The sequence below is a fragment of the Janibacter hoylei PVAS-1 genome (assembly GCF_000297495.1).
Lineage (GTDB): Bacteria > Actinomycetota > Actinomycetes > Actinomycetales > Dermatophilaceae > Janibacter > Janibacter hoylei.
In genome coordinates, this window is the sequence record NZ_ALWX01000011.1 from 18,123 (window position 1) to 39,936 (window position 21,814).

At 72.1% G+C, this 21,814-nt stretch carries 17 protein-coding genes and 3 pseudogenes; 13 read left to right on the forward strand and 7 right to left on the reverse strand.

From position 1 onward, the window contains the following. Positions 1–3: 3 nt before the first annotated feature. The 3 genes and pseudogenes from B277_RS02940 to B277_RS18710 all read right to left on the reverse strand — a co-directional run. Positions 4–1,254, reverse strand: a complete 1,251-nt coding sequence (locus tag B277_RS02940) for a restriction endonuclease subunit S (protein ID WP_083853610.1) — start codon at positions 1,252–1,254, stop codon at positions 4–6. After that, positions 1,251–3,257: a type I restriction-modification system subunit M gene (locus B277_RS02945; RefSeq protein ID WP_007925007.1), complete on the reverse strand. Its 2,007-nt coding sequence runs from the start codon at positions 3,255–3,257 to the stop codon at positions 1,251–1,253. The genes B277_RS02940 and B277_RS02945 overlap by 4 nt, the downstream gene beginning before the upstream one ends. A gap of 258 nt (positions 3,258–3,515) precedes the next feature. Further along, positions 3,516–3,782: pseudogene (locus B277_RS18710) on the reverse strand (CpaF family protein); the annotation flags it as partial. Between the two features lie 225 nt (positions 3,783–4,007). On the opposite strand from B277_RS18710, the gene B277_RS02955 reads away from it, so the two are divergent. From B277_RS02955 to B277_RS18720, 10 genes and pseudogenes are all read left to right on the forward strand, one after another. After that, positions 4,008–4,598, forward strand: coding sequence for a BioY family transporter (locus tag B277_RS02955; protein WP_007925010.1), 591 nt, complete (start codon positions 4,008–4,010; stop codon positions 4,596–4,598). Beyond that, a complete protein-coding gene (locus tag B277_RS02960; RefSeq protein WP_128276783.1) occupies positions 4,585–5,562 on the forward strand; it encodes an AMP-binding enzyme in 978 nt (325 codons plus the stop codon). Before B277_RS02955 ends, B277_RS02960 begins: the two co-directional genes overlap by 14 nt. Next, on the forward strand, positions 5,559–6,044 hold the full coding sequence (locus B277_RS19700) for a thiolase family protein (protein WP_338009725.1): 486 nt from the start codon (positions 5,559–5,561) through the stop codon (positions 6,042–6,044). The genes B277_RS02960 and B277_RS19700 overlap by 4 nt, the downstream gene beginning before the upstream one ends. Beyond that, positions 6,002–6,229, forward strand: a pseudogene (locus tag B277_RS19705) (thiolase family protein); the annotation flags it as partial. The gene B277_RS19700 and the pseudogene B277_RS19705, both read left to right, overlap by 43 nt. A 169-nt stretch (positions 6,230–6,398) precedes the next feature. Next, positions 6,399–6,680, forward strand: a complete 282-nt coding sequence (locus B277_RS19710; protein WP_420795261.1) for a hypothetical protein — start codon at positions 6,399–6,401, stop codon at positions 6,678–6,680. Continuing rightward, a complete protein-coding gene (locus B277_RS02970; RefSeq protein WP_007925014.1) occupies positions 6,674–7,363 on the forward strand; it encodes an energy-coupling factor ABC transporter ATP-binding protein in 690 nt (229 codons plus the stop codon). The genes B277_RS19710 and B277_RS02970 overlap by 7 nt, the downstream gene beginning before the upstream one ends. Continuing rightward, positions 7,360–7,956: an energy-coupling factor transporter transmembrane component T family protein gene (locus B277_RS02975; protein ID WP_007925016.1), complete on the forward strand. Its 597-nt coding sequence runs from the start codon at positions 7,360–7,362 to the stop codon at positions 7,954–7,956. Before B277_RS02970 ends, B277_RS02975 begins: the two co-directional genes overlap by 4 nt. A 58-nt stretch (positions 7,957–8,014) precedes the next feature. After that, the gene (locus B277_RS02980) at positions 8,015–10,633 is read left to right on the forward strand and encodes an FtsK/SpoIIIE domain-containing protein (protein WP_156811720.1); all 2,619 of its coding nucleotides are present in this window, start codon (positions 8,015–8,017) and stop codon (positions 10,631–10,633) included. A 214-nt stretch (positions 10,634–10,847) separates the two neighbouring features. Further along, a pseudogene (locus B277_RS20170) lies at positions 10,848–11,072 on the forward strand (FtsK/SpoIIIE domain-containing protein); the annotation flags it as partial. 460 nt (positions 11,073–11,532) lie between these two features. Further along, positions 11,533–12,177, forward strand: coding sequence for a hypothetical protein (locus tag B277_RS18720; protein ID WP_007925021.1), 645 nt, complete (start codon positions 11,533–11,535; stop codon positions 12,175–12,177). 6 nt (positions 12,178–12,183) lie between these two features. Here B277_RS18720 and B277_RS02995 read toward each other — a convergent pair whose 3' ends face one another. Together B277_RS02995 and B277_RS03000 are read right to left on the reverse strand one after the other, a co-directional pair. Beyond that, positions 12,184–13,890, reverse strand: a complete 1,707-nt coding sequence (locus tag B277_RS02995; protein ID WP_007925023.1) for an amidase — start codon at positions 13,888–13,890, stop codon at positions 12,184–12,186. Continuing rightward, on the reverse strand, positions 13,890–14,288 hold the full coding sequence (locus B277_RS03000; RefSeq protein ID WP_007925024.1) for a hypothetical protein: 399 nt from the start codon (positions 14,286–14,288) through the stop codon (positions 13,890–13,892). Before B277_RS03000 ends, B277_RS02995 begins: the two co-directional genes overlap by 1 nt. A 208-nt stretch (positions 14,289–14,496) precedes the next feature. Between B277_RS03000 and B277_RS03005 the strand changes: the two genes are divergently transcribed. After that, a complete protein-coding gene (locus tag B277_RS03005) occupies positions 14,497–14,745 on the forward strand; it encodes a WhiB family transcriptional regulator (protein ID WP_007925026.1) in 249 nt (82 codons plus the stop codon). 67 nt (positions 14,746–14,812) lie between these two features. Here the strand turns inward: B277_RS03005 and B277_RS03010 are convergent, their stop codons facing one another. Both B277_RS03010 and B277_RS03015 read right to left on the reverse strand, forming a co-directional pair. Further along, complete coding sequence (locus B277_RS03010; protein ID WP_007925028.1) at positions 14,813–16,276, reverse strand: sensor histidine kinase; 1,464 nt, start codon at positions 16,274–16,276, stop codon at positions 14,813–14,815. 41 nt (positions 16,277–16,317) lie between these two features. Then, a complete protein-coding gene (locus tag B277_RS03015; protein ID WP_007925030.1) occupies positions 16,318–21,138 on the reverse strand; it encodes an NAD-glutamate dehydrogenase in 4,821 nt (1,606 codons plus the stop codon). Positions 21,139–21,310: 172 nt separating this feature from the next. Here B277_RS03015 and B277_RS03020 point away from each other — a divergent pair, with 172 nt between their 5' ends. Next, entirely contained in the window at positions 21,311–21,595 is a 285-nt protein-coding gene (locus tag B277_RS03020; RefSeq protein WP_007925032.1) for a hypothetical protein, read from the forward strand. Beyond that, positions 21,592–21,814: hypothetical protein (locus B277_RS03025; protein ID WP_007925033.1), on the forward strand; the 223-nt coding region annotated here is incomplete at its 3' end. The genes B277_RS03020 and B277_RS03025, both read left to right, overlap by 4 nt.

Here is a 21,814-nt window from a genome sequence, read left to right on the forward strand (position 1 = left end):
TGCTCAGCCAGCCTTCCGTGATGCTGTGCGGACGTCGACCTGTCCGGTGACCGCGGCCGTGATGAGCGCCGAGCGTCGCTCCTTGGCCAGGGCAATGTGCTCCTCGGCCTTGTCGATCAGTGCGTCGATGCGGGCAGTCACCTCCTCGAGCTCCTTCACCAACTGGTGCTGCTGTTGCAATTCCGGCATCGGAACCCTGAGTGCCCTGAGATCTCCCACGGTGAGCCCTCCCTTAGTCGCGCCGTTCTCGCTACTGATGCGTCGCAGATGGTCATACTGCGACCGCAGCAGCCACAAGAGATAGTCAGGGACCCAGAAGCGTTCATCTGGTTCGATGAATGCGAGATGCTGATTGATCGTCGAGCCGATTCGCAGGATTGTGGCAGCACCTCGAGTCTTCCCCTCACCAGTGAGCGCCACCAAGATCGAGCCCGGTTTCACCATGGGGAGATGGCATTCCTTGACAGCGACTCGAGTCACGAGTTTCGACGGCTCAAGTACCTGAGTGCGGTTGACGACCGATGAGTTCACCCATGGGATATCACCGTCAAGCCAGTACCGGTCCTCGCCGCTACGCGGCGTGGACCCGTTACCCATTCGGGTTCTGCGATGGAGTTTGTCGGGTCTATGCCCGACAGGTGCTGCCTTAGTGAGAACCGACGGCACCACCATGCGCCGCCGCTCCCGCAGCAGCCCGATGAACTCCTCCTGCTTGGCCACCAGCGCGTCGATCTGGACCGTCTCCTGGTCCAGGTAGTCGACGATGGCACGCTGCTCGTCCGGCGGAGGGACTGGGATCGGGATCGATGCGAACGCTGGCGACGACAGTTCGATGAAAGTGGTGCCCTGCCCTCGGGCCATCAAGTCCGCGCGTGCCGCGACAAGTGCAAGTGCCATGTAGCGCGGTTCAACTCCTGCCTGCGGCGCGACCGCCCTGCATCCCTGGTTGAAGGCCGAGATCTCGCCGATGCGGCCGACGTGTCCAATCGGTGCGCGAGTCGACACGAGCACGCTGCCGCCCGGGGCGAGCCCAGCGCCGCGGGTTCCGACCTTAGTGAGCGTGCGCCCGGTTGTCGCGACGAGCGCGCCGTCGGCACCGTTGAGATCCGGCGGAGTGACGAAAGGAAAAGGCCCGTCCCAGTTGACCGGATCTGACGTGGGCGTGCCGCCGTTCAGTACCCGCCCGAGTCTCCTCAGGGGAAGCAAGCGCCAGTCTTCTGGAAGCATGGACGCGTCGAACCAGGACGGCGTCATCCCTCCACCTCGCGCAGAAGGGTCATGATCTCGCCGACGACTCGCTCGAGGTCCGCATCGATCTCTTCGAGCGGCCTGGGCGGCTCGTATGTGTAGAAGTGCCGTGTGAACGGGATCTCGTAGCCGGTCTTGGTCTTGTCCCAGTCGATCCAGGCGTCGTCGACGTGGGGCTTCACCTCGGCATCGAAGTACGCCTGCACGGTCTCCTTGAGCGCCTCGTGTGTCTTGGGACATCCACCCCAGCCGAACGGCACGTTCTCGGTGTCGCGCAGAGCCGGGTCGGGCTCAGGCTCACCCTTGTTCGCGCCGGAGGTGTGCAGGCAGACGCTTGCGGCCTCGTCATGGACGCCGATGGTCTGCCACAGAGCCTTGCGCTGCGCGGCGGTCAAGCTCAAGCCGCAGTCGCGCAGGTGGGAGCCGATGTCCTTGTTGAACTTCTCCCGGTTCAGGTACACCTCGTCACCGAACGACTCGAGGGCTTCACCCAGCCCGTCGACCTTGCCGAGCGTCTTGTGCTCTGTCACGGCGCTGACGGTCTCGCTCGTGCACTGGAAGCGCAGCTGCAGCGGACGCTCGACCGTGACGGTCCAGTACGCGAAGTCGCGGTTGGAGAACACCTTCACCGGGACCTGGATCTCGTCGTCCTCGGCCGACTGGTCGGCGAAGGCACGCACGATCGCCTCGCGCTGCTTCTGGGCGATCTCGACGCGCTTGGAACCAATCGACTTGCGCAGCTTCGAGCCCAGCTCGGTGGCGTCGATGAGCCGGATCTGGCCCTTGCGATCCTCGGGCTTGGCGTTGGTCAGGATCCACAGATAGGTGGCGATGCCGGTGTTGTAGAACATGTCGTTCGGCAGCGCGACGATCGCTTCGACGAGGTCGTTCTCGAGCATGTGACCCCGGATCTCCGAGGGGCCGGAGCCTGCACCGCCGTTGAACAGCGGCGAGCCGTTCAGGACGATGCCAGCGCGACCTCCGCGGCCGGTGTCATCGACGTCGCGCATCTTGGATGCCACGTGCAGCAGGAACAGCATCGCGGCGTCGCCCACCGCCGGCAGGCCCGGCGCGAACCTGCCCTGCCCGCCGCGGACGTGCTCGCCCTTGACCTCTGCCTCCACAGCCTTCCAGTCGGTGCCGAACGGCGGGTTGGACAAGACGTAGTCGAAGCGCTGGTCCTCGAACCGGTCAACCACGAGGGTGTCGCCCTGTCGGACGTTGGACGGGTCCTGACCCTTGATGAGCAGGTCGGCCTTGCAGATGGCGTACGTGCGCGGGTTAATCTCCTGACCGAAGAGCGCCGTGGACGCGTCGGGGTTCAGGTCGTGCAGGTGCTCGTCGGCGACGGTGAGCATGCCGCCGGTGCCGACGGTGGGGTCATAGATGGAACGCACAGCGCCACGCTCGCGCAGAGCCTCGGTGTCGTCGGCGTAGACCAGGTCGACGAGCAGCCGCACCACGTCGCGCGGCGTGTAGAACTGGCCGGCACCGTCGTTCGCGGACTCCGCGAAGCGGTAGATGAGGTTCTCGAACAGATCCCCCATGTCGGCATTCGAGACGTTGTCCGGCGACATGTCGATGACCTCGAAGTGGCGGACCACCTGGGCAAGTCTGTTGCGCGCGTCGAGGGTGCGGATCACGTTCTCGAAGTCGAAGGACTTGAAGACGTCGAGGTTGCCCGAGAACCCACCGACGTAGTCGATGAGGTTCTCCGCGAGGTTGTCCGGGTCCTGCAGCGCCTTCTGCAGCGTGTAGTCACTGGTGGTCCAGAACGCCAGGCCGGCGCTGTCCTCGGACCGGGTGGCGATCTTCAGGCGTGTCCGGCGCTGCTGCTCGCCGTCGTACTTCGCCACGATCTCGGCCATCGCCTCACGGTGCGGGGCCATGACGCACTCGAGGCGTCGCAGCACCGTGAACGGCAGGATGACTGAGCCGTACTCGGCCTCGGAGTACGGACCGCGCAGGGTGTCGGCGACACTCCACACGAAGTTGGACAGAACGGACACGGCACTCCTGGTCAGGTGAGAGCGGATTCGACTCGTGCACCGACCCTATCCACGTGGGGTGACAATGCTGCGCGGGTCGCGCACTCCATCGGACAACGGGTGCCGAGGGGCTGCTCGCGCCGCGCGGCCACCTCTGCCCTGAGCTCGGCCAACCACAGCGCGACCGACGGAGCCCGCGTCCCCGCGCGGACGGGCACTACCCTTGTGCCTCAAGGCAGTTCGGGCTTCGATATCGAGGAGACAGTTGCCGACGCAGGGCGGCGCGTTGATCCAGATCTCCTCGACGCGAGGGTCGTCGAAGTACTGCTGCAGCGGGCCGAAACCCGCGACGGTGTCGAGCACGAGCTTGACCGCGCGCTCGACGTTGCCGAGCGGCGGCAGCCCACCGTGCGTGCTGCGCTCGTCGTAGTCGACGACGGCGGCGCGCACGAGGTCGGCGACCTGCCCGGTCTCGCGGACCGGATCCAGACCGGAGCGTCGGATGAGCTCGCGGACCTCGGTCTCGACGGTCTCGACGGCGTCCATCGGACGACCCCCCTCGTGCGGTGTGGCGTGGCGACACGGACTCCCCGGCCCGATGGACCACGACGCTAGCGATTTGTCAGCGCTTCGCATCTCGAGAATCCACAGGTGCCCCACCTCGCCACCTGAACGGTGTTCTACTCGGGGTGAACCGTGCCATGATGCGTGGCTGAGTCCGACGGCCGCTCCCCCGCACGCCACCCCGGCCGTCCCAACCGAGAGGCACCCGTGTCCACGCAGCGCTCCACCGGCCGCGAGCTGGCGCAGATCGCGACCTTCGCCGGCATCATCGCCGTGCTGGGTCTCGTCCCCGCCATCGCTCCCTTCGGCAATGCCGTCCCCATCACCGCGCAGTCGCTCGGCATCATGCTCTGCGGCGCCGTCCTCGGTGCCCGCCGCGGAGCGCTGGCCGTCCTCGTGCTCCTCGCCCTCGTCGCGCTCGGCCTGCCGCTCCTCGCCGGCGGCCGCGGCGGTCTGGGCGTCTTCGCCGGCCCGAGCGTCGGCTACCTCGTCGGCTGGCCGGTGGCCGCCTACGCGATCGGCATGATGACCCAGGCCATGGGCACGCCCTACCGCGTTGCCCCCGGCGTCGGCATCAACGTCCTCGGCGGCGTCCTCCTGCTCAATCTCCTCGGAGTCGTCGGCATGGTGCTGCGCGCCGACCTGTCCGTCGGCGCGGCCTTCGTCGCGGCCGCCCCCTTCGTCCCCGGTGACCTCGCCAAGGCGGTCATCTGCGCCGTCGTCGCGAAGGGGGTGCACGCCGCCTACCCCGGCCTCATCCGCGCGCGACGGGTGGCCCGCGAGGATGCCCTCGTCTGAGGTCCACGTGCTGACTGCGGCGGACCCCGTGGCCGCCTTCGTCGAGGCCGACCGGATCGGTGTGCCTGTCGCCCTGCCGACCTCCGGCACCTCCGGCCGGCCCCGCACCGTGGTGCGGACGACGGCGTCGTGGACCGACTCCTTCGCCGCTGTCAGCGAGCTGACCGGGACGACGTCGGGCAGTCGGGTGTGGGTCCCCGGTCCGGTCACCGCGACGATGAACCTCTTCGCCACCGTCCACGCCCGCTGGGCCGGCGCGCGGCTCGTCGACGCGCTCGACGACGCCACCCACGCCCACCTGACCCCCACGGCCCTGCGCCGCCTGCTCGCCGACGGCACCGACCTCACCGGCCGCACGCTCGTCGTCGCCGGTGACCGCACCACCCCGGCCGAGGCGAGCGCCGTCACCGCCGTGGGAGGTCACCTCCACCACTACTACGGCGCCGCCGAGCTCTCCTTCGTCGCCTGGGGCGGGCACAGCGACGACCTGCGTCCCTTCCCCGGCGTCGCCGTCGAGTCGCGGGCGGGGACGCTGTGGGTGGACTCCCCCTTCGTCAGCGACGGGTACCTCGAGCCCGACCACGAGCTGCGGCGCGAAGGGGACTGGGTCACCGTCGGCGACCACGGCGAGGTCGTCGACGGCCGGGTCGTCGTCCACGGCCGCGCCGGCGGCATCACCACCGCAGGGGCTACCGTCCGCATCGCCGACGTCGAAGCCGTCCTGCGGCCCCGGTCCACCGGCGAGGTCGTCGTCGTCGGCCTGCCCCACCCCGACCTCGGCGAGGTCGTCGCCGCCGCCGTCACGCATGCTGGGGACGTGCCCCACCTGACCGCCGTCGCCCGCGAGCACCTCGCCCCCACCCAACGACCACGCCGCTGGCTGCACCTCGACCCGCTGCCACGGACCGGGCACGACAAGATCGACCGCGCGGCCGTGCGCTCCGCCCTCGAGGAGGCACGATGAGCCACCCCGTGATCGTCGCCGGCACCCGCTCGGCCATCGGCACCGCCGGCCGCTCCCTCGCCGGTATCCGCGCCGACCAGCTCGCCGGCCCTGTGCTCGCCGCGACCCTCGAGCGGTCCGGCCTCGCCCCGACCGACGTCACCGACGTCGTCCTCGGCAACTGCATGGGCCCCGGCGGTGACGTCGCCCGCTCCGCGGCCCTGCTCGCCGGCCTGCCCGCCGCCGTGCCCGCGCTCACCGTCGACCGGCAGTGTGCGAGCGGCCTGGCCGCCATCGACGTCGCTGTCTCCCTCGTGCGCGGCGGGGCGGGTGCCGTGCTCGCCGGGGGCGTCGAGTCGGTGAGCACCGCCCCGTGGCGGCACTGGCCACCCGTCGACGGTGCCGACCTCCTGCGCTACGAGCGGGCCCCCTTCGCCCCGGAGGCTGGGAGGACCCCGAGATGGGGCTGGCCAACGACCTGCTCGCGCAGGAGGCCGGCGTGACGCGCGAGCGCCAGGACGCGTACGCGGCCCGTTCGCACGCGCGGGCGGTGGCCGCCCGCGGGGCGGGCGTCTTCGACGCGGAGGTCGTCGCCGTCGCCGGCGTGACCCGCGACGACCGGCCCAAGGCGACGCTCACCGTCGACAAGCTGGCCCGGCTACGACCGGCCTTCCGCGACGAAGGGAGCGTCACCGCCGGCAACTCCTGCGGCATCAGCGACGGGGCGGCCACCGTCGCCGTCGTCGACCGCCCGACGCACGAGCGGCTCGGCGGCCACGGCCTGCGCGTCCTCGCCACCGCGACGGCCGGCGTCGACCCGGCCCGCCCCCGGCCGCGGCCTCGTCCCCGCGACGCGGATGGCCCTGCAGCGCAGCGGGATCGGGCTCGACGATCTCGACGCCATCGAGATCAACGAGGCCTTCGCCGGCCAAGTCCTCGCCTGCTGCGACGAGCTGGGGCTCGACGCCGAGCGCGTGTGCGCGCAGGGCGGGGCCCTCGCCCTCGGCCACCCCTGGGGAGCCTCGGGCGCGGTCCTCGCCGTCCGGCTCCTCCACCAGCTGCGGCCCGGCGAGCTCGGCCTCGCCGCGATCGCCGCCGGCGGCGGGCAGGGCGTCGCGATGGTGGTGCAGGCATGCTGATCGACGTCCGCGACGTGACCCACGGCTTCGACGGCCGCCCTCCCGTGCTGCGGGACCTGACCGTCCGCCTCGACGAGCACCGCATCGGGGTCATCGGGGCCAACGGGTCCGGCAAGTCGACCTTCGCCCGGATGCTCAACGGCCTCGTCGTCCCGGAGCACGGCACGGTGACCCTCGACGGCCTCGACACCACCCGCCAGGGCAAGCAGGTGCGACGCCGGGTCGGCTTCTGCTTCACCGACCCCGACTCGCAGATCGTCATGCCGACCGTCGCCGAGGACGTCGCCTTCGGCCTGAGGCGACGCGGCCTGTCCCGCGCCGAGATCGCCGACCGGGTCGAGGCCGCGCTCGCCGCACACGGGCTCGCCGGACGAGGCGACCACCCCGCACACCTGCTGAGCGGCGGGCAAAAACAACTCCTCGCCCTCGCCGCCGTCCTCGTCACGGAGCCCGACCTGCTCGTCATGGACGAGCCGACGACACTCCTCGACATCCGCAACGCCCGTCGGGTCGCCGACGCCGTGCGGGCCCTGACCCAGCAGGTCGTCCTCGTCACCCACCACCTCGACCTGCTCACCGACTTCGACCGGGTGCTCGTCTTCGACGACAGCCGACTCGTCCACGACGGGCCGCCCGCCGAGGCGATCGCGCACTACCTCGACCTCATGGACGCCCGCCCGTGATCGGGCTCTACCGCGACGGCAGCTCGCTGCTGCACCGCCTCCCGGCCGGGGCCAAGTTGCTCGGGCTGCTCCTCGTGGGGGTCGCCTCCCCCTTCGTCCGGTCACCGCTCGTCACGGCGAGCGGGCTGCTCCTCGTGCTGGCCGGCTACACCGTCGCGCGCATGCCGCTCCGCGTGCTCCTGCACCTCTTGCGACCGCTGCTCCTCGTCATGGTGCCGCTCGCCGTCTTCCAGACCATCGTCGCCGGGTGGCAGCGCGCCAGTGTCATCGTCGGGGTGCTCCTCGCCCTCGTCCTCCTCGCGAACCTCGTCACCCTCACCACGCGCACGAGCGATCTCATCGACGTCGTCGTGCGCGTCTGCGGCCCGCTGCGTCGCGTGGGCGTCGACCCCGAGCGCGTCGGGCTCATGCTGCAGCTGGCGATCCGCGCGGTCCCGCTCGTCATCGACCTCGGCCACCGCGTGCGCAGTGCCCAGCACGCACGGGGTCTGACCGCAAGCCCGCGGGCCTTCGCCGTACCGCTCATCGTCGGCGCGCTGCGTCGCGCCGACGAACTCGGCGACGCCCTCGCCGCCCGGGGGCTCGACGACTGACACGTGCCTGTGGACAACCGCGGGCGACCCGTGGCAGACCGGATCTACCGTGCCGACCATGCAGCTGCGGATGAACCTCGTCGACCGGTCCGACGGATCGAGCACGACCGTCGACCTGCGCGCCGCAGCCCACCACACGCTCGACGACCTCCTGGCCGCCCACGGCCGCACCGACACGAGGGTGCACGTCGGTGGCCGACGCGTACCGCCCGATGCGCCGATCGGTCGACCGCCCCTCCTCGACGCGGCGACACTCGTCCTCGGCTCCGACGACGCCGAGGAGGACACCCTGCCTCGGCGAGCGCCCCTTCGCGTCGTCACGACCTGCGGCCCTGACGCCGGCCGCACCCACGAGCTCCAGCCAGGGCGGCACACGATCGGCCGAGGCGAGGCTGCGACCCTGCGCGTCGCGGACGACGCGCTCTCCCGCGAGCACCTTGAGCTGACCGTCGACCGTGACGGCGTGCTCCTGCGTGACCTCGGCACGACCAACGGCACCACCGTCGACGGTGCGGCCGTCCCGGCCGCTGGCACCCGGGTGCGGGCCGGCAGCCACCTGCGCGCCGGCAGGAGCACCTTCGTCATCGAGGCCCACCGCCCCCGTCCCTCCCGTCGCACCGTGACCGGCGACGGCACCCTCGGGGTCAACCCGCTCCCCCACGTCCCGCGGGCAGGCGCACCGCCGACCATCACCGTCCCTGCCGAGCCGAGCTCACCGCGCCGACGTCGCATCCCGTGGCTCATGGTGCTGCTCCCGCTGCCCTTCGCCGGGCTCCTCGCACTCTTCTTCGGGCCGCGGATGCTCCTCTTCGGCCTGCTCTCTCCGATCCTCGTCCTCGGGTCCACCCTGTCCGACCGGACCAGCTCCCGCCGCGAGCACAGGGAGGCCCACGCGGCCTGGGTCCGGGACCGTGCACGTGCCGGCGAGCGCTTGACCGCCGCCCTGGCCGCCGAGCGCCGCGACCGGTTGCGAGCAGCCCCTGATGCCGCGGCGCTGCTGGATGCCGCACGGGGCGACGGCCCCCACCTGTGGGAGCGACGGGTGGGCCACGAGCTCCACCTGTGCCTGCGCCTCGGACTCGGCGCCCTGCCCGCCCGTCTCGACGTGGAGCACCGAGCCGGCACCCGGGAGCATCCCGTGCTCGACGACGCGCCCCTCGTCGTCGACCTCACCGACATCGGGGTCCTCGGCATCGCCGGCGACCGCGTCCGCCGCGACCGACTGGCACGGCACCTGCTCGGCCAGCTCGTCGTCCTGCACTCGCACCACGACGTGCGCGTGAGCGTCGTCGCCGACGACACGGGATGGTGGGCTCCCTTCGCCGGGCTGGTGCACCTGAGGGCGCACGACGACGACCCGGACTCCGCCCGGGCCACGGCCGACCCGGACGGCGGTGCCGCCGTGCTCGCCGACCTCGCCGCCCTGACGACCGCGCGAGTGGCGCAGACGCCCCGCTCACGGCACGACGCGAGCCCACCCCCGACGACCCACGTCGTCATCGTCGACGGCGCCGGCACGTGGCGCAGCGACCCCAACCTGCGCACGATCATGGGCACGGGGAGCGACCACCGGGTCCACGTCATCGCCCTGGCCGACGTCGCCGAGCACCTGCCCCACGAGGCCAGGGCGGTCGTCGCCCTCCACGACGACGACCTGCGCCTGCTGCGAGCCGACGAGCCGATCGCCCGCGGAGTCGTCGACGGCACCGGGGAGGCGTGGGCCCGCCGACTCACGACGGCACTGGCGCCGCTGCGCGACGCCACGCCCGGCAGCACGGGTGGCAGCCTGCCCACGGCTGCTCGCTGGGTCGACGTCGTCGGGTGCGACCCCGACGACCTCGACGGGTTCGCCGAGGAGTGGCGGCACGACGAGGGCACCCCCTCCGATCTCGAGGTCGTCGTCGGCGTCGGTGGCGACGGCCCGATGCGCCTCGACCTGCGCCGGGACGGCCCGCACGCCCTCGTCGCAGGCACGACCGGCTCCGGCAAGTCGGAGTTCCTGCAGACCTGGGTCGCCGCCCTGGCGGCGCACCTGTCGCCCGAGGAGATCACCTTCGTGCTCGTCGACTACAAGGGTGGCGCGGCCTTCGCCGAGTGCGCCCGGCTCCCGCACACCGTCGGCATGCTCACCGACCTCGACCCGACCGCCGCCGAGCGCGCCCTGAGCAGCCTCGATGCCGAGCTCACCCGGCGCGAGCACATCCTCGCCGCCTCCGGCGCCCCCGACATCGACCGCCACCACGGCGACCCGCTCCCCCCGTCTCGTGATCGTCATCGACGAGTTCCGGATGCTCGCCGAGGAGCAGCCCGAGGCCCTCGCCCACCTGCTGCGCATCGCGGCCGTCGGGCGCTCGCTCGGGGTCCACCTCGTCCTCGCGACGCAGCGACCGGGGGGCATCGTCTCGGCCGACATCCGCGCCAACGTCAACCTGCGCATCGCGCTGCGGGTGCGCGACCGGTCCGACAGCGACGACGTCATCGGCTGCCCCGACGCGGCGGACCTCCCCGAGAGCGCTCCAGGGCGGGCTCTGGCGAGCACCGGGGGCGGTCCGGCGCGCGCCTTCCAGACCGGACGCATCGCCGGGCACGCCGCCGACTCCGAGGGACCTCTCCTCCTGCGAAGACCCGGCCGGCCCTGGCCCGTCGCCCCGCCGCAGCACGCTTCGGGCCCGAGTGACCTGGAGCGGCTGACCGCCACGCTGACCCAGCTGGCCGCCCGACTCGACGTGCCACCACCCCACCGGCCGTGGCTGCCGCCCCTGCCCGACGAGCTCACCGACACCCAGCTCCCTTCGGGCGAGACCGGCGCCGGCGCGCCCTTTGCCCTCATGGACCTGCCGACCGAGCAACGGCAGGTCGCCGCCGAGTGGTCGCCCGCCACAGGCCACTGGATGGTCGTCGGGGCGCCCGGCTCGGGGCGCACGACGGCACTGGCAGCCGTCGTCCACGCCGCCGCCCGGCGGTGGTCACCCGACCGGCTCCAGGTCCAGGTCATCGGCGACGGGTCGGCCACGACGACCACCCTGTCCGGCCTGGACCACGTCGGCAGCGTGGTCGACGGCGAGGATACGACGGTCGTCGGCAGGTTCCTCGAGCGCCTGGAGGCCGACATCAGCGACCGGCGTCGTCTCCTGCGAGCGAGCGGCCACGCCACCCTCGACGCGTGGTGGAGCGCCCACGACAGCGCCGGCGGGCCGACGCCCCCGCCACACCTCCTCCTCGCCGTCGATGGCTGGGGTCGGGTGACGCGCCCGCGCGGGGCGAGCGACCTCGGCGAGACGGCCGAGAGCCTCGAGACGCTCATGCGGGACGGGACCTCGGCCGGCCTGTGCGTCCTCGTCGCCGGCGGACGCGAGCTGCTGTCCGGGCGGGTGTCCTCCCTCGTCGCCTCGCGGCTCGTCCTGCACCTCGGCGATCGGGGCGACGCCGCCCTCGCCGGGCTCACCCGCACCCAGGTCTCCGAGCGCCTCGTCCCGGGACGTGCCCGGTGGCAGCCCGGCGGTCATCTCGTGCAGGTGGCCCGACCGGCATCCCCCCGCCGCGCCCCGTGCTGCGCCGACCACTCCCCCGTGGACCGTGTGCGCACTGCCCGACGAGGTGCTGCTCGCCGACCTGCCGCCCGGCGACCGGGAGATGGTCCCGGTGGGCCTCGGCGGCTCGGGTCGAGACCCCGTGCTGTGGCGCACCGACGGTGCGCGCCGATTCCTCGTCTGCGGCCCGGCCCGCAGCGGCCGGTCGACGGCACTCGCCATGCTGGCCGGGCAGCTCCGCTCCGCCGGCCAGCCGCTCGTCGTCCTCGGCTCCCCGGCGCTCGCCGACGGCCTCGGCTGCCCCACCCTCGGGCCCGACGACCGCGACGAGCTCGTCACCCTGCGTCAGCAGCACCCCGACCTGGCGGTCGTCGTCGACGACCTCGAGCGACTCGAGGGCACCTCCGTCGCCGACGTCGTGCGCGAGATCGGGCGACGCCTGGATCTCGACCGCGGGCTCCTCATCGGGTCGACGACGACCCGAACGGCCGCCGGTCAGGTCCGCGGACTCGTCGCCGACCTCGCCCGCGAGCGCACCGGGCTGCTGCTCCAGCCACTCGCGCGGTCCGACGGTGACGCCCTCGGCCTGCGGGTCCCAGCGTTGCCCCGCCTCGCCGGGCGGGGCTACCTCGTCGTCGACGGCGTGGCCGAGGAGATCCAGGTCGCCCGGCCCGGCCCGACAGCGAGCTGATCCTCCTCAGGGCAGGCGGGGCGTCCGCGGCGGCTCGGTGCGACGTGTGCCCGTCGCCTCGAAGGCCGCGGCGATCGTCAGCAGCCGCACGTCGTCACCTCCGCGACCGGCGAAGGTCAGACCGACCGGCATCCCGATGTCACGCATCGTCCCCATCGGCACCGTGACCGTGGGGATGCCGAGGTGGCGGGGCACGAGGTTGCCGTTGGCGACCCACACGCCGTTGCGCCACGCGGCCTCGGCCGACGCCTCGCTGACGTCGGCATCCGCCGGCCCGACGTCGGCGACCGCGGGGAAGATCACCGCGTCGAGACCGAGTCCGTCCATCCACTCCTCGAGGTCGACCCGACGGGTCTCCTCGAGGCCGCGCAGCCCCCCTTCGAGCAGGGGCAGGGTCGTGACGTCCTCGACGACGCCGACCTCGCGCGCCCGGGTCACGTAGTCGGCGAGGTCGAAGTCGAGCTCACCGTACCGATCGGGCAACGCCCCCTCGGGGGGCGGGAAGATCTGCGCGCCGTCGACGTCGGCGAGCCGGTGGAGCCCCGGGTCGCCGTTGGCCCGCAAGAAGGTCTCCCAGCCCCACATCGACTGGTCCCAGATCTCCTCGTCGAGGTAGCCCTCCGGGAGCAGTCCGCGCGTCGCGACCGTCGGCGCACCGGCACGATCACCGTCGTAGTTGGACACCACGGGGAAGTCGCTCTCGACGACCTCCGCCCCCGCCGCCTCGAGGTCGGCCCGCGCCGCCGCGAAGAGCTCGAGGGAGCTGGCGCGCGGTACGATCCGCTCCCCGATGGGACCGCCGAAGCCGACCCCGGTGCCCGCCTCGTCGTCCGTCCCGAGGTACATGCGCGGCACCGCCAGGCGCAGTCCACGCAGAGGCTGCGAGCCGCCCGACCGCAGCGCGGGGTACGACGTCGGCCGGACCTGCGAGGGCGCAGGGACGTCGATCCACGGCTGGGTGCGCCACAGGTCGCCTGTGGTGTCCGGGTCGTCCACGACGATGACGTCGAGCACCTCGAGCAGGTCGGCGATCGTCCGGGTGTGCGGCACGACGACGTCCATCGAGGGCACGAGCGGCCAGTTGCCGCGCACGGAGATGACCCCGCGGGACGGGGTGTAGGCGCACAGGCCGTTGTTGCTCGCCGGAGCCCGGCCCGAGGACCACGTCTCCTCCCCCAGACCGAAGGCTGCGAAGCTCGCCGCCGTCGCCGTGCCCGACCCGTTGGACGATCCCGACCCGAAGGCCGCCGTGAGGTAGGCGCCGTTGTAGGGGCTCTCGGCACGCCCGTAGACACCGCGCTGCATCCCACCATTGGCCATGGGCGGCATGTTCGTCAGGCCGATGAGCACGGCACCGCCCGCCCGCAGCCGCTCGATGGTGAAGGCATCACGCTGGGCGACCAGCTCGGCGAAGGCCGGCGACCCGCTCGCGCAGGTCAGTCCACGGACGAGGTAGGAGTCCTTGGCGGTGTAGGGGATGCCGTCGAGCGGCCCGAGGGTCGCCCCCTGCGCCCGCCTTTCGTCCGACGCCCGCGCCTCGTCGAGCACCGCCGGGTTGGCGACGACGACCGCGTTGAGCGCGGGCCCGCCGCGGTCGTAGGCCTCGATGCGGGCGAGGTAGGCCCGCACGAGCCCCTCGCTCGTCGTCCGGCCCGTCTCCAGAGCGTGCCGAAGGGAGGCGATGTCCGCCTCGACCACGTCGATGTCGGCCATCAGAGCGCGCGGTCCGGCAGGTCCGCCGACGGTGCGAGCAGCGCCGCCACGACACCCGCGACGGCGACGACGGCCAGGGTCAGGCCCACCCACAACCCACTGGTCGTCGCCAGCGTCCACGCCGCCGGCAGGAGCAGGACGTTCCACACGATCGTCGGCGTGCGCGGCCACCGGGCCCCCTTGCGCCAGGCGGCAGCGAGCACCGCGAGGAGGATCGCGAAGATCAGGCAGACCACGAGCGACATCGACGCGACGTTGGCGTCGTCGCTGCGTCCGTCCGCGAGCTCGAGCCCGTAGAGGACGGCGGTCCCGACGAGGAAGAGGGCCTCGACGAGGCAGACGAGCGCCGCCGCGAGGGCGGACGGGGTGGGCGACGAAGGGGGTTGGCTCGAGGTCACGACCAGCAGCGTAGGTGACCCTTCGTGACTCATCACACGGCACGACGGAACAAAGCGGTCGTCCCACACTGTTGGCATACGGACCGGTAGCGTGAACAATGATGTGTGTTTTGGGTCGTGGACGCCCCGGCGGCACGACTCACACGTCGGCCCCGGCCAGCGACACACGATGTGCACGACCTCCCCGACGACAAGGAGCACCACCCCCATGGATTGGCGCGACCGCGCAGCCTGTCTCGACGAAGATCCCGAGCTCTTCTTCCCCATCGGCAACACCGGCCCCGCGATCGCCCAGATCGAGGAGGCCAAGAAGGTCTGCCGTCGGTGCGAGGTCGTCGACACCTGCCTCAAGTGGGCCATCGAGTCCGGCCAGGACGCTGGCGTCTGGGGCGGCCTTTCCGAGGACGAGCGCCGCGCGCTCAAGCGTCGCAAGGCCCGGGCCCGCCGAGCCGGCTGACATCTGACCACCTGACCACCGTCTCCGAGCACTCGCTCGGGGGCGGTTTCGTCGTGTCTGGCCCCGGTCAGCTCTCGACGCCGCCCAGACGCACGCTGAAGCGCACCCGCGTGCCGTGGGGCTCGGCGTCGTCCCAGCGGATCTGCCCGCCCAGGTCGTGCACCATCGAGGTGACGATGCGCGTGCCGAGGCCGGCCCGGCTGGGCCGAAAGCCCGTCGGGAGCCCCCGGCCGTCGTCGACCACGGTGACGCGCAGGATGTCGCCTTCGTCGTCCTCGGTCGTGCGCTGGGCGTCGACGTGGATCGAGCCGCCCTCGGGGATGCCGTGCTCGACCGCATTTTGCACCAGCTCGGAGAGGATCAGCCCCACCGCCGTCGCGTCCTCGGCCCGCACGAGCCCGAAGGATCCGGTCAACTGGGAGTCGATGGCGCCGCTCGTGCGGGCCACTTCGACGATCGCGCGCAGACCGCGCACGGCGACGTCGTCGAAGTCGAGGGCTTCGGCGAAACCCGTGCTCAGCGCCTCGTAGATCATCGCGATGACCCCGACGCGACGCTCCGCCTCGCCGAGCGCGGTCCGGGCCGAGGTATCGGGCACCCGGCGCCCCTGCATCCGCAGGAGCGCCGCGACGGTCTGCAGGTTGTTCTTCACCCGGTGGTGGATCTCCCGGATAGTCTGGTCCTTCGTCATCAGCTCGGCGCCGCGGCGCAGCAGCTCCGAGACGTCGCGAACGAGGACGATCGCGCCGTGCCGGGTCCGACCGCGGTACAGCGGCACCGCGCGCAACGAGATCGCGGCACCCCGGGTCTCCAGGTCGGAGCGCCACGCGGCGCGGCCCATGGCGACGAGGGCCAACCCCTCGTCCATGTGGCTCGTCTGGCCGGGCAGGTCGCTCATCACCTGGACGAGGACCTCCCCCTCCACCGGCCCCGGGTGGCCCAGCTGACGGATCGCGCTCAGCGCATTGGGCGAGGCATACTCCACGCGTCCCGCCTCGTCCAGCCGGATCACCCCGTCACCGACCCGAGGGGCCCCGCGCCGTGCGCCGCTCGGGGAGGTCGCATGGGGCCAGGTGCCCTCCGCGACCATGAGGAAGAGATCGTCGCCCATCTCCGCGTAGGCCTCTTCGAGGCGGGTCTGCGGCCGACCACTGTCGAGCTGGTCGTGGACGCTGAGGATGCCGATCGTGCGGCCGGCCCGCCGGACCGTGCGCGCCCGCTCGTGGATGAGGTCCTGGCCCCGCTCCCGCACGTGCTCGCTCTGCCCCTCTTGCGCCGCCCGGTCCACGAGGTCGCCGAAGACATTGCTCGCCGGTTGCCCGACGACCTCCTCGACGAAGACCATCGGGCCGGTCATGGGGCGGGTGTGCGCCGCGGCGACCCACCCCCCTTCGTGCTCGACCCACAGCACGAGGTCGCTGAAGGACAGGTCGGCGAGCAGGTGCCAGTCCTCCACGAGCAGGTGGAGCCACTCGGCGTCCTCGGCCTCGAGGCCCGGGGTGATGCGCAAGAAGTCGGCAAGTGTCCGCACGTCGCGATCCTAGTGACGCAGCTCCCCGGGCCCGCCCCGGGTCAGCGGGTGACGGACCGTAGGGTCCGCAGCGCCACCGACAGTGCGGCCACCCCCGGCGAGGACAGCTGTCGGATCCCGCCGAGCTGGGTCTGGACCCGCTTGGCGGCCTCGTCGTGGTCGCGCGACCACGACTCGAAGCGCGCGGACGCGTCGGCCCCCTCGTGCTCGAGCACCGAGCTCGTCAGCGACTGGAGCGTGGCGTAGAGGTCGTCGCGCAGGGCGCCTCGAGCCATGGCATCCCACTGCTCCTCGCGCGGCAGGCGGGTGACGAGGATGAGCAGCTCGTCGATGCCGAAGGTCTCGGACAGCAGGTAGTAGGTCTCGGCGACCTCGAGGGTCGTCCGGCCGCTCTGCTGCGCCATGTCGACGATGTCGAGGACCGAGTAGAGGTCGAGCAGGATCGCGGTGCGCCGGGCCAGGTCAGTCGGCACACCCGAGTCGACGAGGTCCTGCGTCTTGCGCACGAGGCGCTCGGCCTGCGAGCCCCGCAGCAGCTGCGGGATCTGCAGCGCGAGCTCGACGACCGGTGCGCTGAAGTGGTCGATCTCCTCCGAGACGTTGAGCCGGCCCGGACGGTTGGCGAGGAACCACCGCACGCCACGGTCCATCAGCCGCCGCAGCTCGAGGTAGAGACGGGTCTGCACGCGCGTGGGCACGACGTTGTCGAGCGCCTCGACGCGGGCGACGTAGTCGTCCAGACCGAAGACCTCACGGCAGACGAGGAAGGCCCTGGCCACCTGCGCCGACGTAGCGGAGGTCTCCTCGACCGCCCGCTGGACGAAGGTGATCCCGCCCCGGTTGACGAGGTCGTTGGCCACGGCGGTCGTGACGATCTCCCGACGAAGGGGGTGGGCCCGCAGCGCCTCGCCGTACGTCCCCTGCAACGGCGTCGGGAAGTACTCGGTCAGCTGCCGCTCCGTGGCCGGGTCGTCGGGCAGGTCGGACTTGAGGAGGTCGGCCTTGAGCGCGAGCTTGCTGTAGGCGAGCAGCACGGATAGCTCGGGAGACGAGAGCCCCTCCCCTGCCGCCAGGCGGTCGTGCACTTGCGCGCTGCTCGGGAGGAACTCGAGCTCGCGGTCGAGGTCACCGCGACGCACGAGGGTCTCCATGAGGCGCTCGTGGACGACGAGCATCGCCCCGTCCTGCGCCCGGGCATTGCCGAGCAACACGTTTTGCTCGTAGTTGTCGCGCAGCACCTGCTCGGCGACCTCGTCGGTCATCGAGGCGAGCAGCTCGACCCGGTCGGCCTCGTCGAGGATCCCCCGACGGATCGCCTCACCGAGCAGGATCTTGATGTTGACCTCACGGTCGGAGGTGTCGACACCGGCCGAGTTGTCGACGGCGTCGGTGTTGATGCGCACCCCGGCCTTGGCCGCCTCGATACGGCCCCGCTGGGTGGCGCCGAGGTTGCCGCCCTCGCCCATGACCCGGGCACGCACCTGGCGTCCGTCGACCCGGATGGCGTCGTTGGCGCGGTCGCCCACATCGGTGTGCGACTCGCTCGTCGCCTTGACGTAGGTGCCGATGCCGCCGTTCCACAGCAGGTCCACCGGGGCCTGGAGGACGAGGTGGATCAGCTCGTTGGGGGTGAGCGAGGTCGGCCCGTCGAGGCCGAGTGCGGCCGCGGCCTGCTCGCTCACCGGGATCGACTTGGCGCTGCGTGACCACACGCCACCGCCCTCGCTGATGAGCGAGCGGTCGTAGTCGTCCCACGTGCTGCGGGGCAGCTCGAAGAGGCGCCGGCGCTCGGCAAAGGACGCGGCCGCGTCGGGCTGGGGGTCGATGAAGACGTGCAGGTGGTTGAAGGCCGCGACGAGCCGGATGTGCTCGGAGAGCAGCATGCCGTTGCCGAAGACGTCGCCGCTCATGTCACCGATGCCGACGACGGTGAAGTCCTCGGTCTGGGTGTCGTGACCCAGCTCGCGGAAGTGGCGCTTGACCGACTCCCACGCGCCGCGGGCCGTGATGCCCATGCCCTTGTGGTCGTAGCCGACCGACCCACCCGAGGCGAAGGCGTCGTCGAGCCAGAAGCCGTACTCGCGGGCGATGGAGTTGGCCAGGTCCGAGAAGGTGGCCGTGCCCTTGTCCGCGGCGACGACGAGGTAGGAGTCGTCGCCGTCGTGCCGGACCACCCGGTCCGGCGGCACGATGGCACCGTCCACACGGTTGTCGGTCACGTCGAGCAGGCCGGAGATGAAGGCGCGGTAGGCCGAGCGCCCAGCCTCCATCCACGCCTCGCGGTCGACGGTGGGGTCGGGCAGCTGCTTGCCGAAGAAGCCACCCTTGCTGCCCGTGGGCACGATGACGGCGTTCTTGACCATCTGCGCCTTGACGAGGCCGAGCACCTCGGTGCGGAAGTCGTCGCGGCGGTCGCTCCACCGCAGGCCACCGCGGGCGACCGCACCGAAGCGCAGGTGGACCCCTTCGACCTGCGGGCTGTGCACCCAGATCTCGAAGGCGGGGTGCGGCTTGGGCATGTCCGGCACCTTGGCCGGCTCGAGCTTGAGCGAGATCCGCGGCAGCGGCTCGCCCTGCTCGTCACGGATGAAGTAGCTCGTGCGCAGCGTGGCCGCCATGACGCCGATGAAGGCGCGGATGATCCGGTCGTGCTCGAGCGAGGTCACCGCCTCGAGCGCCGTCTCGATCCGGGCGACGACCTCCTGCTCGGCGGCGGCGCGAGCGTCGTCGGCCAGGCCGTCGAAGCGCTCGGGGTCGAAGCGCACCTCGAAGAGCTCGACGAGGTCGCGGGCGATCTCGTGGTGGTCGACGAGCGCGGTCTCGAGGCTCGTCTGCCCCCAGCTGCCGCCCGCCTGCCGCAGGTAGCGCCCGATGGCGCGCAGCAGGGAGACCTGCCGCCACGTGAGGCCGGCCCGGATGACGAGCGCGTTGAAGCCGTCGGACTCAGTGCGCCCCGAGCGAACGGCCGTGACGGCCGACTCGACGAGGCCGCGCAGGGCCTCGTGCGAGTGCGCCTCCCACACGGCCGGGTCGTCGACGCGCAGGCTGATGTCGTAGACGCCCGCGCGGACGCCGTCGGCCCGGGTGAGGGTGTAGGGCTCCTCCTCGATGACCTGGACCCCGAGGTCACGGAAGATCGGCATGAGGTCGTCGAGGATGAGCTCCTCGATGCTGAAGAGCTTGAAGCGGCGGATCCGCGGGTCCTCACCGCCGCCGTGCCCGCGGCGGGGGTCGTAGAGGGCACAGGCGAAGGGGGTGCCCTCGCCCAGCAGCACGAGGTTCTTCAGGTCCGCCACGGCCTGGGCCGCGTCGAAGTCGTCCTGGTAGTCGACGGGGAAGCCACCGGCCCACGGCTGCAGCAGCTGCTGGGCGACCTCGGCGCCGACGAGCTTGCCGGCGGTGCGCACGAGGCGCTCCTCCCACGTGAGGACGGCCTCGGCGATCGCCGCGTCGAGGGCGGTGGCGGCCTCGCCCTCGGGCAGCTCGACCCCGCGCGTGCCGCGCAGCACGTAGTAGAGCCGGGCCATCGGCTCGTCGGAGACGTGCGCGGTGAAGGACACCTCGTCGGCCCCCGTCGACTCGCGCAGGTGGTCCTCGATGCGGTGTCGCACGGCCGTCGTGTAGCGGTCACGGGGCAGGTAGACGATCGCGGTGACGAACTGCCCTCGGACATCACGGCGCAGGAAGGCCGCCGTGCGCATGCTGTACGCCATCTGCTGGATGCGTGTGACGACGGCGCGCAGGTGCTCGACGGGGGCCTGGAAGAGCTCGTCCCGCGGGAAGGACTCGAGCAGGCGGGTGGCGAAGGCGCCTGAGTGGCTGTCGCGGGCCCACCCGGACTCCGCGAGGATCCGGTCGACCTTGTCCCGGATGAGCGGGATGGTGAGCACCGAGCTCGTGTAGGCCGTCGACGAGAACAGCCCGGCGATGCGGCGCTCGACGACCTGCCCCGCCTCGTCGGTGAACCTCACGGCGACGAGGTCGGGGTGGGTGACACGGTGCACGGGCAGGACTGCGTGCGACTTGCCGATCGAGAGGCAGCTGACGTCGGCGGTCTCGTGACCGAGTGTGCCGCCGAGCGGGGTGATGGCCTCGGCCGTCGAGTCGGAGCGCAGCATGCCCAGGCCGCTGCCGGGGATCGCGGTCACTGAGCCGTCGTCGGAGGCGAGGTCGAGCACGTGGTCCCGCGAGCCGATGAAGGTGAAGTGGTCGTCGACCAGCCAGCGGAGGAACTCCGCGGACGCGGTCTGCTCCTGGACGTCGCCGGTGCCGCGGCCCTGCTCGAGCAGGGCCGCGGCGTCGAGCACCTGATCGCGCATGGCGGACCAGTCGTCGACCGCCGCAGCGACCGCGTCGACGACCTCGGCCACCCGCTCACGCAGCAGCGACAGGTCGCAGGGCTCGGCCAGCTCGACGCGGATCCAGGACTCGTGGAGCACGCCAGCCTCGTCGTGCCCGGTGCGGGGGTCCTCGTCGAGGACCTCGAGGAGCGCGCCGTCGGCGTCCCGCCGGACGACGAAGAGGGGGTGGACGAGCAGGGAGACCCGGATCCCCTCGGACGCGAGCTCGCCGAGCACCGAGTCGACGAGGAAGGGCCGGTCCGCCGTGACGACGTGCAGGGCCCCGTCGACGACCTCGACGATCGTCTCCTGCGGGGCCCTCGTCGCGGCGACCTCGCGGTGGGTCGTCGCCATCGCGACGAGGTCGTGGGCACTGCGCTCGCGCAGCGCCACCTCGTCGGCGTGTCGCAGGTACCGCTCGACGAAGGCCGGGTCGACGCCGGCCGCGGTGGCGGCGGCAGCAAGCTCTCCGGCGATGCCGGGGGCGTTGTCGGTGACGGAGTGGGCAGGCAGCTGGGCCATGGGTGGGGCGTCCTCGATCTGCGTCGCAACTGGTCATCGGGACCTCGCTGTCCCGATGGTCGGAGCCTAGCGCTCATGATCTACGTCACGTGACCGGCCCGATGCTCGAAGGGGCGACGTCTGTGGACGACGCCCGCGACCGACGAGAGGGCGCGGCTAGGCTGTCCGGACCATGCCCCCTTCGCACCCTCGACCGGAGGACCTCACGGCTCTCGGCACCGCCCTGTCGGCCGCGGCCGAGTCCGCGGCCACCGGGGGCGAGGCCCTGCTCGACACGATGGTCTCGGTCGGCGACCACGCCACCCAGACGGCGGTCGACGCGTTGGTCGACGCCGCGATCGACACGCTGCGGGAGCTGTCCGCGTCCTGCCGCGAGATCTCCCTCGCCGTCTCCGGCCACGCGAGCCCGTCCGCGGTCTCTCGGTCCCCCGTGACGACCCCGCGGGGCACAGCATGAACCACCCGCTCCTCGGCGACCCGGCCTCCGTCAGCGCGCTCGGTGCAACCCTGCGCCGCACCGCCCTGGAGCTGACCGCCCACGCCGACCGGGTGCGCGCCACCCTCGACGACGCCTCTCCCGGGTGGACGGGGCCGCGCGCGGTCGCGACCCGGCAGCGTGTCGACCGGGTGGCGGCGTCCGCCGCGGCCAGCGCCGCGACCCTCGACGAGTGCGCGC

Bases quoted from the DNA above. Each gene is read 5' to 3' on its own strand.
- B277_RS02940 (WP_083853610.1), bottom strand. From the start codon at position 1,254: ATGACGCCGTCCTGGTTCGACGCGTCCATGCTTCCAGAAGACTGGCGC.
- B277_RS02960 (WP_128276783.1), top strand. From the start codon at position 4,585: ATGCCCTCGTCTGAGGTCCACGTGCTGACTGCGGCGGACCCCGTGGCC.
- B277_RS02970 (WP_007925014.1), top strand. From the start codon at position 6,674: ATGCTGATCGACGTCCGCGACGTGACCCACGGCTTCGACGGCCGCCCT.
- B277_RS03015 (WP_007925030.1), bottom strand. From the start codon at position 21,138: ATGGCCCAGCTGCCTGCCCACTCCGTCACCGACAACGCCCCCGGCATC.
- B277_RS19710 (WP_420795261.1), top strand. From the start codon at position 6,399: ATGGCCCTGCAGCGCAGCGGGATCGGGCTCGACGATCTCGACGCCATC.
- B277_RS03005 (WP_007925026.1), top strand. From the start codon at position 14,497: ATGGATTGGCGCGACCGCGCAGCCTGTCTCGACGAAGATCCCGAGCTC.
- B277_RS02980 (WP_156811720.1), top strand. From the start codon at position 8,015: ATGCAGCTGCGGATGAACCTCGTCGACCGGTCCGACGGATCGAGCACG.
- B277_RS02995 (WP_007925023.1), bottom strand. From the start codon at position 13,890: ATGGCCGACATCGACGTGGTCGAGGCGGACATCGCCTCCCTTCGGCAC.
- B277_RS03020 (WP_007925032.1), top strand. From the start codon at position 21,311: ATGCCCCCTTCGCACCCTCGACCGGAGGACCTCACGGCTCTCGGCACC.
- B277_RS19700 (WP_338009725.1), top strand. From the start codon at position 5,559: ATGAGCCACCCCGTGATCGTCGCCGGCACCCGCTCGGCCATCGGCACC.